This is a genomic window from Kitasatospora sp. NBC_00240 (assembly GCF_026342405.1).
Taxonomy (GTDB): Bacteria; Actinomycetota; Actinomycetes; order Streptomycetales; family Streptomycetaceae; genus Kitasatospora.
In genome coordinates this window covers 42,746-58,374 of sequence record NZ_JAPEMU010000003.1, presented here as the reverse complement: position 1 = coordinate 58,374, position 15,629 = coordinate 42,746, and the positions used below count along the sequence as shown (strand labels likewise).

The window sequence follows — 15,629 nt, the reverse complement described above, 5'->3', positions numbered from 1 at the left end:
GTCTCCCGGTCTCTGTTCGGTGGGGAGGAGCTTAACGTCCGCGTATGACACACCGCCGCCGTATTCGAGAGCAGCACTGACCAGGCAGTCCGCCCGAGTCTCCGCGCAGTTCTCGGCAGGCGGGGTGCCGGCGCGATCCGAGCAGATGGGTCGCCTGGCGGCTCCAGGCGACCCCGTCAGTGGTAGGAGTCCTCGCGGTCGACCGAGTCCTTAAGCCGCGGCCGCCGGTTGGGCCTCGCGGCCGCCCGGGTTCTGCTGCCAATCGAGGTCGAGCTGGTCCGCACCTTCGTTGACGAGGATCGGCCCGTACTGCTGCTCAAGGCGGTTGTACTGGGTACGGCCGGAGCCGTCGTTCTGGTATCCGGCCCACTTGGCCAGGTTCGGCTTCGTCAGCTCCACGCCGGCACGCTGATGCGCGAGGTAGATGCGTGCTGCCTTCTGGCTCTTGGTCTCGTTCGGCGGCGCCACGCCCAGGTCGAGTCGCGGCATCTCCTCGCCGGTGGCCGCTCCATCCTCCTCGTCCTCAAGATCCTCATGATCGATGCCGGATTCCGCAGCCGTCTCTTCGGCTTCCGCCTCGTGCTTCTCCCGCGCCTGCAGTTCCTCAACCGCTCCCGGCGCGGGAGCCGTACCGGAGGCTGGGTTGGCCTCGCTCGTCAGGTCCTGCGGGTCTTGTCCAGCGGAGGTGGTCGAGGGCAGTGGTCCCCCGTGAGCCGGCGCGACTTGGGCAGGCAGCACTCCTGTGGCCGCCGTGGGCTGGGGAGCAGCGGGCTGGGCGGGCGCCGGCCGTACGGGGGCCGTTTGGGCAGCGACAGGCACAACGGTCTGCGGCTGAGCGGCGATTGTCGGGGCGGGCACGGCGGGCACCGGCTGAGTGTTGGCTGCTGGAGCGGGCACGGGCTGGGGAACGGCCGGCTGGGCGGGCGTCGGCGTCACCTCGGCAGGTGCCGGCAGTACGGGCGTGAGCAGTACGGGTGCCGGCTGGGCAGCGACAGGCTGGGTGGTGATCATTGGGGCGGGCACGGCGGGCACGGCGGGCACCGGCTGAGAGGCGGCCAGTGAACCGGGCGCGGGCTGGGGAACGGCCGGCTGGGCAGGCGCCGGCGTCACCCCGGCGGGTGCCGGCGCTTCGGGCGCTGGCTGGGCAGCGACAGGCACAACGGTCCCCGGCTGAGCGGCGGTTGTCGGGGCGGGTGGCTGCGTAGCGGATGCCAGTGGGGCAACGCCACGCTGGGCGGGCAGCGGCAGAGGAACGGCGGATTCGGTGGCTGCGAGCTCAGCAGGCTGGACGGAATTCGACGCTTCCGGGACCTGGAGTTCGGCCTGTGTCAGGGTCTTGAGGACGTCGGCCAGATCCGAGAGCAAGGTCGGGGCCGGCTGGTCCGTGACGCTGAGCCCGAGGCGGGCCTGACGCAGCGGGCGCAGCTGGGCGCCGGTGGCCTTCCGACGCCAGCCCCGGCCGTGAAGCGACTTCAGGTCCTGCCGGTAGAGCATTTTCTGCTGGTAGCGCTCGAGTGCCGCCGAATACGAGCGGATCTCCCAGAGCTTCATGTCTCGCCAGATGTTCCAGGTGGACACGGGGGACAGCAGCCAGCGCGCGAGCCTGATGGAGTCCATGCGCTGGTTGGTGGCGGCGGAGGTGGCCTTCTCGATGGCGTGGCGCACCGCCTCGGTCACCGAGATGAACAGCAGGGGGATGACGGCGTGCATCGCGGACGCGAGGACGTCCGGCCATGAGGCTGCAGCGTTGAATGCCACGGTGGCGCCGGTGAGCAGCCAGGCGATGTACCGCAGGAGCGGGTAGCGGAGGTCGATCCAGGTGAGTGCGAGGTCCAGGGCGAGGAGGACCGCGATGCCGACGTCGATGCCGAGGGGGTAGACATCGGCGAACCAGCCGAAGCCCTTCTCCACGGCGAGGAGACGCACAGCGGTGTAGGAGCCGGTGAACCCGACGCCGGCGATGACGATCGACCCGAAGCCGATGGTGCCGAACATGACCTTGCGCCCGCGGGTCCACTGCCGCTTGCGCATAGCCGGGCCGTGGGTGGCGAGTGCCTGCTCCGGGGCGATGCTCTGCCCGGCTGTCATGAGGGTCCCCTTACGTCGAGTTCGCGCGCACGCTCGCTGATCTCCCATAGAGGTGTGATCTGAGGTGTCCGTGTGACACGAATCGGTTGTGCAGTTTCTTTCCGGCTGGGCAGTGCTGCCTGCGCCGGTGTGCTCCCTGGTGTCCGGCTCGGCGGGCTCATGTGAGTACCGAGACGGCCAGGGCCCCGCAGACCATGAAAGGTCCGAAGGCGAGTTCGTCTCCGCGCTTGGCCCTGCGCAGGAGCCATTGGGCGAGGCCGAAGAGGGCGATGAGCACGAACCCGGCGGCCGCGCCCTGGAGGACGGCGGACCAGCTGGACCAGCCGAGGAGAGCGCCGATGGCCGGCGCCAGCTTCAGGTCCCCACCGCCGAGGCCGGCGAACGTCAGGACCAGGTAGACGGCGGTGACCGCGGCTGCGGCCAGGACGGCGCGGACGAAGCTGCTCCAGTCTCTGCCGAGCGCCCCGCCTGCGAGCAGGGCGAGCGTCCCGAGGACAGCCGGCCGGGTGAGGACGTCGGGCAGCCGATGGACCGCGACGTCCACGAGCACCAGGGCCAGCCCGCACGCGGCGAACCAGTACTGCGCGGCGGCCAGCCAGCCGGTCGATCCGCTGGCCGCGATGCCGGCGAACGCTGCGGCCCCGGCTACCTCCGGGAGGAGGGCGGCCGGGGGGATCCGCTGACCGCACGTGCCGCACCGGCCCAGGAGCGCCGCCGCAGAGCTGCGGCGGGGGAGTGACTCCCCGCAGCCCGGGCAGTGCGAGCGCGGCGGCTCGTCCTCGGGCACGGAGCAGGCGAACACCAGGGGCCGGGCAAGCATGCCGACAGCCAGTCCGGCCAGGGACGCGATGGCGATGGTCAGGGCGTACATCGGTCTGCTCTCCCTACGGGGTCGGATGGCGGTCAGGGCCGGGTGGACGGTGGTGGGCCGTCTCGGGAGTCGTCGCTGCCGAGACGGCCCGCGGGTTCTACGCGGAGGCGATGCGGTCCGCGTCCATCAGCGCGTTGATCAGCGAGACAGTCTCGGGTGAGGAATCGCAGCCGGAGTCGACGGCGATGCGTGCCAGCTGCTGAGCGGTGCGCTCGAGGCCGGCCCGGTCGCCGGTCTCGCTGTAGAGGGCGATGAGGTCGCGGAACAGCAGCTCGGACTGCGGGTCGCACAGCAGGCCCTTGCTCGCGGCCGTGCCGGCGGCCCGGTAGTCGCGGACGGCGAGGCGACGGGTCGCCAACTCGTGGGCGACGTCGACGATCGCGGAGAGCATCTCCTGGATCGGGTACTCCGCCCAGCTGTACTTGGACTGGTCGATGTCGGAGAAGGGCCGGCCGCGGACCAGGGCGAGGGCGTGGGCCAGGGCGATGTCGGCGTCGGTCCCGTGGTGGTGCATCCCGAGCTGGTAGAGCTCCTGGAACTGCGTCCAGTCGCTGGTGACCTGGTCGTTGAAGCCGTAGACCCCGTCGCTGATCGGCGGCAGGTAGGCGCCCTGCGGGTCGTCGGGCGCAAGGAGCGGGTCGCGTCCCACCCAGGTCCGCAGCTTGCTGATGCTGGTGTTGCGGGTGTCGGCGCGCACGCGCTGGCCCGGCCAGATTGCCTCGCCGAGCTCGTGGCGGTTGCTTCCCGGGTGGAGGACCAGCCAGGCGGCGATCTCGGTGAGGCCGTTGCGCCGGTTCGACTCGACCTTGCCGAGGGTTCCGATCACGTCGACGGAGCCGAGCACCCGGATCTGCGGTGCGGCGGGCGGGTCCGGGGGCGTGTTGAGGGCGGCGAGCACGCTGGACGTCACGGCGGTGACCCGGGGGGCAGCGGCCGGTGCGGGCACGGGGGCGTGAGCGCCGACGGCCTCCTGCGACAGCGCGGAAGCGTCGTTCTCCGCGTCGCCGGCGGGCTCGTCCTCCTCATGGAGCTCAGCGTCGTCCAGGTGGACCGCGGGCCGGGCCTGCTCCTGGAGGACCTCGCTGAGGGCTTCCTCGAACGGGTCGGCTTCAGGTTCGTCGCCGAAGTCGTCCTCCGGCTCGGGGGGCATGTCGTCGTCCAGGGGCTGGTCCACCGCCGGAGCGTGTGCGGGCGCCGACGCGCCGGTGACCGACGGGGCCAGCGCACTGAATCCGGGAAGGGAGGTGGCAAGGCCGACGGGTGCCTTGCTGAAGGACACGGCGATCGGCCGGGCACTGTGCTCCTCGGCCGGCTCGCCGTCGTGCTCGTCGGCCGGTTGGGGGGTCGTGTCCGGCGCCAGGCCGGCGCTGACCGGGATCCGGGAGGGTCCGTTGGGCACGGGAGCGCCGTGCGGCGGATGCGTCCAGGCCGGCGCCGCGACGTCGTCGGTGCGGCTGGCCGTTCCGAGGAGCTCGAGCAGCGGCCCGTACGTCTCGTCCTCCAGGCGCTGCAGGGTGATGGACAGGTCGAGGCCCGGAAGCGCGACCGTGCCTCCGGGCGTGGCCGACAGCGTCCAGGCGCCGGGCAGGTCGAGGGCGTCGTCGGCGGTCGTGACGACGGCCACCGCGGTGCGCGGACGTGAGGAGAGCAGGTCGATCAGGGACTCGGCCTCGTGCGCGTCGGGTGCCGTCGGCGAGAGGAGGATCTTGGGTGTCCAGGTGTCACCGCCGTCTCCGGTCAGGCGAGCCTCGAACAGGCTGCTGTCCTCACCGAGGACGCCGCGCTGCATCGCGTCGTGAGCGATGAGGTCGGGGATCGCCTCGGCCAGCGCGGGCTTGTGGTCGATCCGCGCCGGGAAGGCATCCTCGAGCTCTTCACCGAGACCGTTCAGGAGGACGGTGGTGTCGTCCGCGAGCTGGGAGGAGCCGAGTTCGACCGCCATGCCGAGCATCACGGCCCGCACGTCGGCCGGGGTGCCGTACAGGCGCAGCAGGCCGACGGCCTCGAGGTTCACCATGACTGCCTCGCCGTCCTCGGTCTCACCCAGGCTCACGAGCGCCGGGTAGGGGGAGGTGGTGTCGCGTGCTTCGTCCTCGTCGAGGAGCGCAGCGCCGCGGGCCGGGCACCACCAGCGGTCGGGGTGCTCCTCCATCTCGGTGAACGGCTCGATCGGCGGGGTCGGTTGGGCCAGGTGCAGCTCCACGCCGCGGGGCAGGATCCGCGCGGCCTCGATCTCCGGCAGCGCCTGCCCGGTGCTGGCGCAGTTGGCGGCGAGGGTCCGTAGGGCGTGGTCGATGAGGGAGAGGCTGCTCACGTCGGCGGTGATCCGCAGCTGCCTCTCCAGGTCGGCGGAGGCGCTCTCCGGTACGGGCATGGGGATCCGGCGCTTGAACCGCCGGCGGCGGCGCTGGATGGCGCGGCGGCCGCCGACCGTGGCGAGGACGCTGGCGGCGAGCAGGCTGGTCCCGCCGACGACCATCTTGAGCATGTCGGTGTCTTCCGCGTCGTCGGTGGTCGAGACGGCGGCCGGGGTGTCCGCTTCGCCGGGCGCGGTGGGCGCGGAGGGTGTGGTGGCTTCGGACGTCGGCGCGGTGGTCGGGGCCGCCTGCTGCGTTGGCGTGGTCGCCGGCGCGGGGGTGGCCGCAGCCGAAGGGGCTGCGGACTGGGATGGGGCGGCCGGCGCCTGATCGGCAGGCGTCGTCGGGCTGGTGGGCGCCGCAGGTGCGGGCTCGGGCGCCGCGGTTGCGGCGGCGGGCAGCTCCAGGGTCCAGCCGGCGTTGATCTGATCGGGGTCCTGGAGGGCCTGGCCGTCGGCCTGGACGTGACCCTTGTTCAGGCTGGCGATCTCCTCGAACCGTCCGGCGTCGCCGAGTTCGTCATGGGCGATGCCGGTCAGGGTCTCGCCGGCGGCGACGACGTGCTCGTGGTGGGCGCCCCCTGCGGCCGGGGCCGCGCTCTCGTGGGCGGGCGCCTTGGCCTCGGGCGGCAGTCGCAGGGTCCATCCCGGGTGCAGCTCACGGACGTTGCTGGTCGTCACGGCACCGTCGGGCTGGCGGAGACCGTCGTTGAGCTGCGCGATCTCGCGCCAGCGGGTGCCGTCGCCGAGGTAGTGCGCTGCGAGGTCCCACAGGGTGTCGCCGTGGACGACGTGGTGGACGGGCCCTGTCCAGGAGCTCGGGGCTTCGCTGTGAGCTGCGGTCTGGGTGCTGCCGACGGACTGGACGGACACGGGTGCCGTGACCGTGGTCGCGCCAGCCGACGGGGCCGCGGCGAACGCCGCGCTGGTGGGCAGCAGCAGGACGACGCCCGCAACCAGGCTCGCGGCCAGGCGCTGCGTCGCTCCGAGGACACGGACGCGCGGCGCCTGACGGTGGCGCAGCAGCGCGGTCGCCTCGACGACGGTGGAGAAGACGAACGAGAGCCAGGCTCCCCAGCCCAGGAGAGTCAACGCGCCGAGGAACAGTGTCCCGTTGTCGGTGCTGGTCAGCGCGCCGGTGACCTCATCCATCGTGGGTACGTGCGCGGGCAGGACGCCGGTGCGCCACAGCAGCAGGGGGACGCCGGCGAGCAGGGCGAGGAGGACGACGAGCGCGGCCAGCCCGCGGGCTGCGGCCGTGAGACGGGAGGCGGTTCGGCGGGACATGGGGTCAGCCTCCCTGGACGATCAGCTTGGCCTGGCCGTGCCCGGTGACACTCCAGGAGCCGGGCAGGAACACGGGGGAGTAGTGCTCGGTGACGGACACGGTGATGGTGCGGTCGTCCGCCCAGCCCACCGTGCCGCTCACTCCCGCCTGGGAGAGGTACTTGTACGCGGCGGCCGAGGCCGCGTTCCTGTCGAGCTGGATGCCTCCGCCGGAGATCGCCATTCCGGCGTTGACCGCCTGCGCCCCGGTCCTCGCGGCCTCCTGCGCGGACGCCTCGGCGTGGTTGAGGGCGCGCAGCTTGCCGCCGCCGTCCACGACCAGCCCGACGATCAGGATGAGGCTGGCCGCGGCGACGGCGACGAACAGCGAGATGGAACCGCGCTCGTCTCCCCAGGACGTGCGGTGGCTGAGGCGGGTGAGGGCGCCGGTCATCATCTTCCTCGGTAGGAGTCGATCGCACTGGTGAAGTGCGACGTGATCGGCTTGGTGCCGGGCAGGCCGGGCAGCGCCAGGTCGGACAGGTCGACGCGGCAGGTGACCGTGACGGTCACACTCGCGGCCGTGCCGATGGCGGCGTTGAAGCCGCCGGTCGGTACGGACACGTCGACCGAGGAACAGCGCAGCCCCTGGTCCTTCAGGGTCTGCTGGGCGACACGGGTGCCGGCCTGCTGGGCGGCGGAGCCGCTGCGCTCGAGGGACGCGGCGCGGGCGGCGTTGCGGGCGGCCGCGTCGACGGTGTTGTCGGCGATGTGGACCCGCCCGGCGGCGATCACCAGGACGAGGAAGCCGAAGAGCACCGGAGCCAGGATCGCTGTCTCCAGGCTCAGGCTTCCCCGGTCGTCCCGCGGCGCGAGGTGCTTCACGGCGCTCCTGTCAGACGTTCCCGGGCGGCGCTCGCGTGCTGGTCGACGGGGATGCTCAGCCCGGGAATCCATGTGTTGACCTGGCCTCTGACGGTGATGGTCACGGTGTTGCCGTCGCTCCCGGACACGCTGCGCCCGCTGATGCTGGCGCCGGCCCGGTCCAGGAAGCTGTTGGTGACGGAGGTGCCGTCGCCCAGGCTCGCGCCCTGCACGCGGGCGCGCTCGACGCCGCGTTGGGCGGCGGACAGGGCGACGTTGCGGGCGTGGTACCACAGGCCCGCCTGGATGATCGTGAAGATCATGAGCATCACGGCCGGGAAGACGATCGCGAGCTCCAGGGACAGCGCACCGCTGTCCCTGGAGCACGCGTGGGTCAGCCGACGGCGTGCCCAGGAGATTGGGCGAGGCATGGAGAGCATCGCTCCCTCCTGGTTGAAGAAACGTTTCGGCTTGGGTTACTTGATCTGGCCGGTCTTCTCGGTCAGCTTGGAGGCGAGGAAGACGCCCAGGGCGATCGCGCCGACGACGAGGCCGCCGACGATGATGGCGGCCTCGATGGACAGGCCACCGCGGTCGCTGTTCTTGACCTCGCGCAGGCGCTCCGCCTGGAGGCGGACCATGGCGACGAGGGACTGGACAATCGGGTCGTTGCTGAACATGTGCGGCATACCTTCCGAATCAGGTGAAACAGTGATGGGTGGTCAGCTCGCCATAATCCGCATGATCGCGGGAAAGGCGACGAAAATGGACATGAGGATCACGAGGGCGCTGACGGGAACGATCATCTTTTCCGACACCGCGTTCGCCTCGGCCTGAGCATCGGTCAGCAGAACGCCTCGCAGGCTCTTCGCCTGAGCGGCCAGCGTGGAGTACACCGCCGCCCCCTGCTCACCGGCGAGCGCCATGATGTCGGCCGGCGCACCGAGCTCGGGCACACCGAGCTCCTCCGAGAGCTGCTTGAGCCCGTCCCACGGCGGGATGCCGGCCAGCTCGGCCCGAGTCAGCGCGTCACGCACCCGGCCGAAAACCCAGCCGTCACCGATATCCGCGGCCTTGCGCAGGGCCTCGCTCGGCCCGGCGTCGGCCGCGCGCTCCAGGCACACCAGCTCCAGGTACGACGCGATGGCATACCTGAACTCCTTACGTGCCTTCTCCGCCTCCTCCTTGACATTGATGTCAGGAAGGAGCCAGAGCAGCACACCCATCACGAGCCCCGCGAGCGCGGGCACCGTGAACGGGAGAGACACACCGACCAACGAGAGCACGGCGATCGCCAGAGGCGGGAACATCAGCCCGATGATCGCGTAGCCGATCTTCTGGCCGACGTGCTGGGCAGGGCTGCGCCCGAGCAGGTCGAGCTCCTGGCGCGGCAGGCGGACGAAGCCCTCGCCGACCTGGGCCAGCAGGCGGGCACCGAACGTGTCCAGCAGGGAGTCCGCGGCCCGCGCGGCGCGCGGCTCGAGGTTCTCGAGCCGGCTGGCGTCGTTGCGGTGGAGAAGGTCGCCGAGGTCGGCGCGTGAGCGGCTGAACCCGGTGATGGCCACGGCCACACCGACGCCCAGGGAGGCGCCGCCGATGATCGCAGGCGCGGAGGTGATCATCACAGTGCCTCCCCGGAATCGGGACGGTCGGTGGCGGGTGCGAGGAACCTCGGCGCAGGGTCGGCGATCGCCATGCGACGCATCCACACCATGACGCCGATGAACCCAGCGGCAAGGAGGGTGAGCACGACCTGGCCGGTGAGGCTGCTGTAGGGCTTGACGTAGGCGCCCGAGAGCATCGCAAGGGCGAAGACCGCGAGGCAGAACAGGCTGACCCAGCGCATGTTCGTCCTCGGCTTCTCACGCTCAGCCTCGACCTTGCGCCGCATCAGGACCTCTTCGCCCACCTGGGCGGCCAGAGCCTTGAGGGCGGTGCTGAGTCCGGCTCCCCGGTCCTGGACGTGCAGGATCAGCGGCGCAGCCACACTGTCGGCGGTCGCGTCGTTCAGCTCGTCCGCGAACGCCCGGTAGGCGACCTCGGCGCGCCATCCCGCCGCGAGGCGGGAGGTGAGCCGGGTGACCTCCGGCGCGATGAGCTTCGGAGCGCTGCGGACGCTGCTGGCCACGGCCTGCTCGAGGGAGATGCCGGCGGTGTGGATGTCACTCAGCCGCCGCACCCATTCCTCAAGAGCCTCCAGCCGCTGGATCTGCGCCTTGCTGCCGCGTCCGGGCTGCAGGATCCAGGGCAGTCCGAACACGGCGAGGCCGGTCAGGAGCCCGCCCATCAGCCAGGAGGTGAACAGCCACACGATCAGGCCGACGGCGACCGCGCCGAGGGCCAGGGTGCGCTGGTTCGTCAGCGCGCCCGCGGGACCGGTCCCGGACCCGGAGAAGCCGCCGGCACGGAGCTTGCGCTCCAGGCGACCCGCAGGGCGCGCCGGGTCGGGCGCGGTCGTTCCGACGAGACCGGCGATCGCAAGGCAGAGTCCGCCTACTGCAACGGCGCCGGCCAGCGCGGCGATGACGGCGGTGGGGTTCAGGTTCACAGCTGGGTCACCGCCTCGAGCGGCTTCTCCCACGCGCCCCAGGGCTGCTGGAGAAGCCGACGGTCGAAGCCTGCCCGCTCCAGGTCCGCCAGGCACTGCGGGGGCATGAGCGGCACGGCGCGCGGCTCGCGCCGTCCCGCCTCCTCACGCGGTCCGAACACGGCCTGCCGGGACGGGCGGCCCCCCTCACCAACGCCGGTCAGCTCCACGACGTCGGAGACGAACCGGTGCTTCTTGCCGCCGATCGCCGTCTCGTCGACGAGCCTGACGTAGACGATGAAGTCCACAGCGTTCGCGATCAGACGGTAGGCCAGCGAGTCGGTCATGCCCGTGCCGGCCTCCATGGCGAGCATCACCAGGCGCTCGATGGCCATCTCCGCCGAGCGGGCGTGCAACGTGCACATCGACCCGCCCTCGCCCTCGTTCATGGCGTGCAGCATCGGCAGCACCTCGCGGCCGCGGACCTCGCCGACGATGACCCGCCGAAGGCTCATACGCAGGGACTGGGCGAAAAGCTCGGACAGGGTGATCTCCCCGACCGCGCGGCCGTCAGGGCCGCGTTCGCCGTTGCCTTCACGGCCTTCGAGCGCCACCACGGTCGGCCCGTTCGGGTCCTCGTGAAGCCACAGCTCGTACTCGCTCTCCAGCGTCCCGACGCGCTCCGACGCCGGGATCTCCCCAGCCATGGCACGCATCAGGGACGTCTTGCCGACGCCCTGGGAGCCGACCACGATGAGGTTCTTCCTCGCCAGCACACCGGCCTTCAGGAACTCCACCAGGATCGGGTCGATCGTCCCCCAGTTCTTCAGGTCCTCCAGGCCCTGAGAGCGGGTGCGGTGACGACGGATCACGACCTCGGGCTGAGGGGTCACCCAGGCGGTGGCCGCCAGACGGGACCCGTCACCCAGACGCGTGTTCAGCATCGGCGTCGCCGGGGTGAGCGACCGCTCGCCCTGGCCCTGCGTGCGGACCAACTGATTGATCAGCTCGATCAGGCCGGCGTCCGACTCGGCGATCCGGGCGACGCTCTTGGAGGGACGGTCGACGTAGTCAACGCGTACCTTGTCGAACCCGCTGATGGTGATGTTCTCCACGCCGGCGTCGTCCAGCAGCGGCTGCAGCCGCCCGGCCTGGAACAGCTCGTCGAACACCGCACGCCGAATGGCGTACTCGTCCTGGCGGCTGAGCGCCCCCTGCGCGGCCGCATGACCGGTCGCCCAGGTACCCACGACCTGGTTCACCAGGCTCTGCCCGCGCTGCATCCGGTCCTCGGTGGACAGACCGGGAGTGGTGGCGGTCTCCTGGGCGAGGAGGTCGGCCACCTGCTGCCGCAGCTCAACGATCCTGGCGTAGTCCACCGGCAGCACGCCCGACGCCGGACCGGAGGCAGCGGGCATCGACACGGCGGTCGGCGAAGCGGCGCGAACGGCCGCCGCGGGCACCGGGCCACCAGCTGCTGCCGGGGCCTGCGCCGGCCACACCGGGCCCGACCCCTCCTGCAGGGCGAGCTTGAACCGCGAGGTCCGTGAGGGCGTGTCGCCGGTGGACTGGCTCGGAACGAGCGTGTCAGACATGCGAAACCTCCTCAGTGGGGATGGGCGACGGGCGGGGATCGAGCTGGGCGCGGCGACGGGTCGCGGCCACGGTGATCGGCTCGTGGGCGCTTCGGCCTGCCCGCATGAGCGAGGTCATCGCGAAGCGGCCGCGCACCTTCCCGCCGACCGTGAGCGCGTCGGCGGTGTCCGGGTCGAACGGCAGAGCGGCGATGACAGGCACGCCGAGCTGCGCGCTGATCTCGGACGCCTTGTAGGGCCCGTCCTCGATGAGCAGCAGCCCGAGGGCGCCGGAGCCGGTTCCGTGGCGGTCGAGGTCCTCCCGGATGGTCTTGACCACGGGGGCCGCCGCCGTCAGGGACGGGGCGTTGCCGCGGACCACGAGGAGGACCAGGTCGGAACGGCGCAGCAGCACGGCTGGCGAGCTGACGGCGTTGAGCCGCGCCGACGACTCGACCACCACGCGGCCCGCGTCGACGATCACGTCGAAGGCGTCCTCCTCCATGACCCGCATGAGCCGGTGCAGGGCATCCCAGGTTCCGGCCAGGGAGGAGGCCTGCGCGGGATCGGTCAGCCCGGGCAGGAGCAGGCGGTTGCCCGCCTCGTCGAAGGACACCAGGTGCTGCTCGAACACCTCGGGAAGCGTGCCGGTGCGGTCCGCGGCGGCCAGCCGGTGCAGCCCGATGGACGCGGTCGTGCCGCGGCCCTGCAGGTAGCCGGTGCGGATGCTGCCGCCGGCCGGGTCGCACTCGGCGAGCAGCGTCCGCTTGGGCGCGGCCAGCGCCAGAGCGAGCGCCGAGCACGTCACCCCGGAGCTCTTCGCCGAAACCAGCGTGATGAAGGCCATCAGCCCTTGGCCTTCAGCACGATCGCGACCCGTCCGGTCGAGGCCCACGACGCCAGCGCGGGGCTGTCAACGGGGGACACCGCGAGGTCGACGACCCGGGCGCCGTTGGCATCCGGGTCACCGATCCGCACGATCACCGCGGTGATCGTCGCCGGCTGGGTCGCGGGCTTGTCGTCATCCTGGCGCGGCGTCGCCACCACGGTCACCGCGTCGCCCGGCTGCAGGTTCCCGGCCGGGAGCTGACCCGCCTTCGCGAGCACACCCACGGTGTCCTTGCCGCTCGTGATCGGCTGACCGCCGCGCACCGACCCGTCGGTCACCAGGGTGCCGGCCGGCAGGTCGGCTGCCGCGACCTTGCCGAGGATGTCGTGGCTGCGGGTGACCGGCACCGGGTGCAGAGCCGGGTCCGCGACAACCTCGGCCGCGACCAGGTCCGACGAGGTGATCACCTTCCCCGCCGGGATGTCCTGCTTCACCGCGATGACGGACACCCGGTCACCGGCCTGGTTGACCGCGTACGCCGCACCGAGGCCGCCGACCGCGGCGAGCGCGATACCGACCGCGACGAACGCAGGGCGCCGGCTGCGCCGCGGCGCGCTCTCCGTGATCGGCAGGGCCGCCACGGGCTGCTGCTTCGTGTCCTCGGGCGCGCTGGTGCGCGACCGCGTACTGCTGCGTGCCATCAGGGTCTTTCCTTCAGGAGGTGGAACTGGCTTGCGGGTGGGGGCCTGAGCCCGCTCACTGGGTGTTGAGGACCTGCGCCTCGGCGATCTGCGTCGAGGTCGTCGACGTGCGGTCGGTCAGGATCTGACCGCTCTGCCCGTCCGTGGACGTCCAGTCGACGGCCCAGGTGCTCGTCGCGGTGATCGTGTAGCTGCCCGCCTTGGTGTACGGGTGGCCGCACTCGGGGGTCTGCGTCCCGTACGACGGGTCGTAGGCCTTGCCCGGGCCGGTGCAGGTCTGGGACGTCCCGTCCCCGAACTTCCATACGATCTTGGAGACGTGGGCTGTCGCCTTGACCGTGATGCCGGGAGCCGAGGCCTCGGCGCCCTTCGGTCCCCACGTGGTGTCAGACACGTTGTTCCACACCCAGACCGGCAGGCCCACCAGCGACTTGGCACCCGGCTTCGGGGCGATACCGATGTCCGCGCCCTTCAGAAGCATGCTGTCGATGGCCCGCTGCGCCAGGACCGCCGGCGCGACCATCCCGCCGTAGCCGGGCGGGGGCGTGCTGAGGACCATGACGCCGTTGGGGTTGTTGGTCGGCGAGGTCGAGTACGGGCAGGTCACCTGGTAGGCCTTGGCGTACACCGGGATCGGCCCCTGCCAGACCGGGTCGTCCGCCGGCGGCTGGGGGGCCATCAGGATGTAGTAGCAGCTGTTGAACGAGTTGAACCAGCCCAGCCCGTCGCGGTAGCACGGCACTTCCTTGGAGCCGGCGAAGCACTTGGCGGCAGACCCGCCTCCGCCGCCGTTGCCGCCTCCTCCGCCACCGGCTCCTCCACCACCGCTGCCGCCGCCACCTGCGTCGACGGTGCAGTGGGGCGACAGCGGCGGGCACTGCACGCCTCCGTCTGCCAGCGCGGGAGAGGCAGCGGCGCCGAGCATCACGGCCATCGCCATCAGCAGCGCGGCCATCGCCCGACGCAGCGTCAGCACGTCTTGTCCCGGTTGATCGTGGACTCCATGACGACCCAGCGCCCGGCGTAGATGCGCACGCTGGAGGTCTGGACGTAGGGCCGGTTGGCGTCGGTGATCTTGGCCGGTGTCCCGGTGGCCTTGTCCACCGGGAGGAAGTTCGAGGCGTCGACACAGTCCTCGACGGTCGCGCGGTTCGGCGTGGTGGACAGGTCGATCGCCGTCACCTTGGGAGCAAGCTTCGGCTCACCCTTGAAGACCTGGTTGTTGTCCTGGTAGTAGACGGCGCTGGCCTTGATGTCCGCGAGCGCCTTGTCGCCGGCGTACTGCTCCAGATTCACGTCCTTGAGCGAGCCGGACGCGAAGGCCTTGACCTCCTCCGCCCACATCCCGCGGTAGGCGGTGAGCACGGCCGCGCTGGCGGCCGCGGTCGGATCGGCGGACGGGGGCGCTGAGCTCGCGACGGACGGCGAGGGAGAGGCGTCCACCTTGGCAGCGCCACCGGACCCGCAGCCGGTCAGCAGGGCGGTCGCGGCGGCCAGCGCCGCTGCCGCGGAGATGGTGCGCAGGGCCGGCTGGCCTATACCGGTAGAGATTGACTTAGCCACTGGCATATCCCCCTCGTGAGTGGTCCAACGTTCAGGTGAAGAAGGCAGGTTCAGGCCTCGGCGTAGTGCTGTGCGCGGCCGGGTGGACGGCACGCTCCAGCGGCCGGCCGCCGCCGCACGATGCGTGGGGAGGCGGCGCCCCGGCGCGTCAGCCGCCGAGCGGAGGCGCGGCGTGCGGGCGCGCGGCCCGCAAGACGCGCTGCAGCTCCTCGGTGCTGGTCAGCAGCAGCCCGGCGGCCTGGTGCAGCTTGGACTCGTCCAGCGACGACAGGCCGCGTTCGATTCTCGACCAGCGGGCCTGTGCGATGCCGAGGAGCGCGGCGAGCCGACGCTGGCTCAGGCCGGCGAGCGTCCGCAGCGTCTTGAGGTCGTCCTGCGAGCAGCTGGCCACAAGCGCCGAGAGCGGAACGCCCAGGCCGGCGGCGAGAGCCTTCAGCGTGGTCAGCCGCGGCGTCCGCCTGCCCTTCTCGTACAGGCAGATGTGGTGCGCCGCCAGCTTCGACCCACTGCGGCGGGCGCGCAGCGCGAGGTCGCCCTGGGAGAGCGATGCCTCGGCCCGAAGGGTCCGCAGGGCGGCGGCACTGAAGCCGGTTGCCTCGCGACTGCCCATCGTGTCCTGCTCCGTGCTCGCCGATCCCTGGGTGGTGACCCGGGCCCCTGTGGGCCTGAGAGCTGGTGCCGCCTGTGGCGGTGCGCGGGGCCTGAGCCGTTCCGCCCGCGTGGGGTGCCGCCTTCATCGGTGCGCGTGGGCAAGCAGGAGCGTTGGCGAGTTCGCTCGAAGTTGTCTTGGAACGCGCGTACAGCACAAGGCCCCCCTTCCCCCGTCCGCTGCTAGCGGGTGACCGGCCAGTGACTGAATCTGATCGGTAACATGCTCGAATCTTCCACGCACTGTTCGATGCGTCAACAGCTATTCGCTAGCGAGTCGTGACTATAGGTCACAAATGCCCGATCTCTCCACATCTGTGCTTGGCCAAACGAAGAGTGCAT

At 71.4% G+C, this 15,629-nt stretch carries 15 protein-coding genes; all 15 read right to left on the bottom strand.

The features are described from left to right. Nucleotides 1-210 precede the first annotated feature (210 nt). The 15 genes from OG689_RS41855 to OG689_RS41785 all read right to left on the bottom strand — a co-directional run bounded on the left by OG689_RS41855 (nucleotide 211) and on the right by OG689_RS41785 (nucleotide 15,249). On the bottom strand, nucleotides 211-2,088 hold the full coding sequence (locus tag OG689_RS41855) for a DUF2637 domain-containing protein (protein ID WP_266328504.1): 1,878 nt from the start codon (nucleotides 2,086-2,088) through the stop codon (nucleotides 211-213). Nucleotides 2,089-2,245: 157 nt separating this feature from the next. Next, complete coding sequence (locus OG689_RS41850) at nucleotides 2,246-2,959, bottom strand: A24 family peptidase (protein WP_266328502.1); 714 nt, start codon at nucleotides 2,957-2,959, stop codon at nucleotides 2,246-2,248. 97 nt (nucleotides 2,960-3,056) lie between these two features. Continuing rightward, on the bottom strand, nucleotides 3,057-6,602 hold the full coding sequence (locus tag OG689_RS41845; RefSeq protein ID WP_266328500.1) for a LysM peptidoglycan-binding domain-containing protein: 3,546 nt from the start codon (nucleotides 6,600-6,602) through the stop codon (nucleotides 3,057-3,059). A 4-nt stretch (nucleotides 6,603-6,606) separates the two neighbouring features. Next, nucleotides 6,607-7,035, bottom strand: coding sequence for a pilus assembly protein TadG-related protein (locus tag OG689_RS41840; RefSeq protein ID WP_266328498.1), 429 nt, complete (start codon nucleotides 7,033-7,035; stop codon nucleotides 6,607-6,609). Continuing rightward, the gene (locus OG689_RS41835) at nucleotides 7,035-7,466 is read right to left on the bottom strand and encodes a TadE/TadG family type IV pilus assembly protein (protein ID WP_266328496.1); all 432 of its coding nucleotides are present in this window, start codon (nucleotides 7,464-7,466) and stop codon (nucleotides 7,035-7,037) included. Before OG689_RS41835 ends, OG689_RS41840 begins: the two co-directional genes overlap by 1 nt. Continuing rightward, the gene (locus OG689_RS41830) at nucleotides 7,463-7,876 is read right to left on the bottom strand and encodes a TadE/TadG family type IV pilus assembly protein (protein ID WP_266328494.1); all 414 of its coding nucleotides are present in this window, start codon (nucleotides 7,874-7,876) and stop codon (nucleotides 7,463-7,465) included. The genes OG689_RS41835 and OG689_RS41830 overlap by 4 nt, the downstream gene beginning before the upstream one ends. A gap of 45 nt (nucleotides 7,877-7,921) precedes the next feature. Next, complete coding sequence (locus OG689_RS41825) at nucleotides 7,922-8,125, bottom strand: hypothetical protein (RefSeq protein ID WP_266328492.1); 204 nt, start codon at nucleotides 8,123-8,125, stop codon at nucleotides 7,922-7,924. A 42-nt stretch (nucleotides 8,126-8,167) separates the two neighbouring features. Continuing rightward, the gene (locus OG689_RS41820) at nucleotides 8,168-9,067 is read right to left on the bottom strand and encodes a type II secretion system F family protein (protein WP_266328893.1); all 900 of its coding nucleotides are present in this window, start codon (nucleotides 9,065-9,067) and stop codon (nucleotides 8,168-8,170) included. Next, complete coding sequence (locus OG689_RS41815; protein WP_266328490.1) at nucleotides 9,067-9,993, bottom strand: type II secretion system F family protein; 927 nt, start codon at nucleotides 9,991-9,993, stop codon at nucleotides 9,067-9,069. Before OG689_RS41815 ends, OG689_RS41820 begins: the two co-directional genes overlap by 1 nt. After that, nucleotides 9,990-11,567: a CpaF/VirB11 family protein gene (locus OG689_RS41810; protein ID WP_266328488.1), complete on the bottom strand. Its 1,578-nt coding sequence runs from the start codon at nucleotides 11,565-11,567 to the stop codon at nucleotides 9,990-9,992. Before OG689_RS41810 ends, OG689_RS41815 begins: the two co-directional genes overlap by 4 nt. Next, a complete protein-coding gene (locus OG689_RS41805; protein ID WP_266328486.1) occupies nucleotides 11,560-12,393 on the bottom strand; it encodes a hypothetical protein in 834 nt (277 codons plus the stop codon). The genes OG689_RS41810 and OG689_RS41805 overlap by 8 nt, the downstream gene beginning before the upstream one ends. Then, nucleotides 12,393-13,076, bottom strand: a complete 684-nt coding sequence (locus tag OG689_RS41800; RefSeq protein ID WP_266328484.1) for an SAF domain-containing protein — start codon at nucleotides 13,074-13,076, stop codon at nucleotides 12,393-12,395. The genes OG689_RS41805 and OG689_RS41800 overlap by 1 nt, the downstream gene beginning before the upstream one ends. 55 nt (nucleotides 13,077-13,131) lie before the next feature. Continuing rightward, a complete protein-coding gene (locus tag OG689_RS41795; protein WP_266328482.1) occupies nucleotides 13,132-14,052 on the bottom strand; it encodes an ATP-binding protein in 921 nt (306 codons plus the stop codon). Continuing rightward, nucleotides 14,046-14,639 carry a hypothetical protein gene (locus OG689_RS41790; RefSeq protein WP_266328480.1) on the bottom strand — a complete coding sequence of 198 codons (594 nt, stop codon included), beginning with the start codon at nucleotides 14,637-14,639 and terminating at the stop codon, nucleotides 14,046-14,048. Before OG689_RS41790 ends, OG689_RS41795 begins: the two co-directional genes overlap by 7 nt. Nucleotides 14,640-14,787: 148 nt before the next feature. Continuing rightward, nucleotides 14,788-15,249: a helix-turn-helix domain-containing protein gene (locus OG689_RS41785; protein ID WP_266328478.1), complete on the bottom strand. Its 462-nt coding sequence runs from the start codon at nucleotides 15,247-15,249 to the stop codon at nucleotides 14,788-14,790. Between the last annotated feature and the right edge of the window lie 380 nt (nucleotides 15,250-15,629).

Coding starts and splice junctions, on each gene's coding strand:
- OG689_RS41840 (WP_266328498.1), bottom strand. CDS start 7,035: ATGACCGGCGCCCTCACCCGCCTCAGCCACCGCACGTCCTGGGGAGAC.
- OG689_RS41825 (WP_266328492.1), bottom strand. CDS start 8,125: ATGTTCAGCAACGACCCGATTGTCCAGTCCCTCGTCGCCATGGTCCGC.
- OG689_RS41855 (WP_266328504.1), bottom strand. CDS start 2,088: ATGACAGCCGGGCAGAGCATCGCCCCGGAGCAGGCACTCGCCACCCAC.
- OG689_RS41820 (WP_266328893.1), bottom strand. CDS start 9,067: ATGATCACCTCCGCGCCTGCGATCATCGGCGGCGCCTCCCTGGGCGTC.
- OG689_RS41850 (WP_266328502.1), bottom strand. CDS start 2,959: ATGTACGCCCTGACCATCGCCATCGCGTCCCTGGCCGGACTGGCTGTC.
- OG689_RS41830 (WP_266328494.1), bottom strand. CDS start 7,876: ATGCCTCGCCCAATCTCCTGGGCACGCCGTCGGCTGACCCACGCGTGC.
- OG689_RS41805 (WP_266328486.1), bottom strand. CDS start 12,393: ATGGCCTTCATCACGCTGGTTTCGGCGAAGAGCTCCGGGGTGACGTGC.
- OG689_RS41785 (WP_266328478.1), bottom strand. CDS start 15,249: ATGGGCAGTCGCGAGGCAACCGGCTTCAGTGCCGCCGCCCTGCGGACC.
- OG689_RS41810 (WP_266328488.1), bottom strand. CDS start 11,567: ATGTCTGACACGCTCGTTCCGAGCCAGTCCACCGGCGACACGCCCTCA.
- OG689_RS41845 (WP_266328500.1), bottom strand. CDS start 6,602: ATGTCCCGCCGAACCGCCTCCCGTCTCACGGCCGCAGCCCGCGGGCTG.
- OG689_RS41800 (WP_266328484.1), bottom strand. CDS start 13,076: ATGGCACGCAGCAGTACGCGGTCGCGCACCAGCGCGCCCGAGGACACG.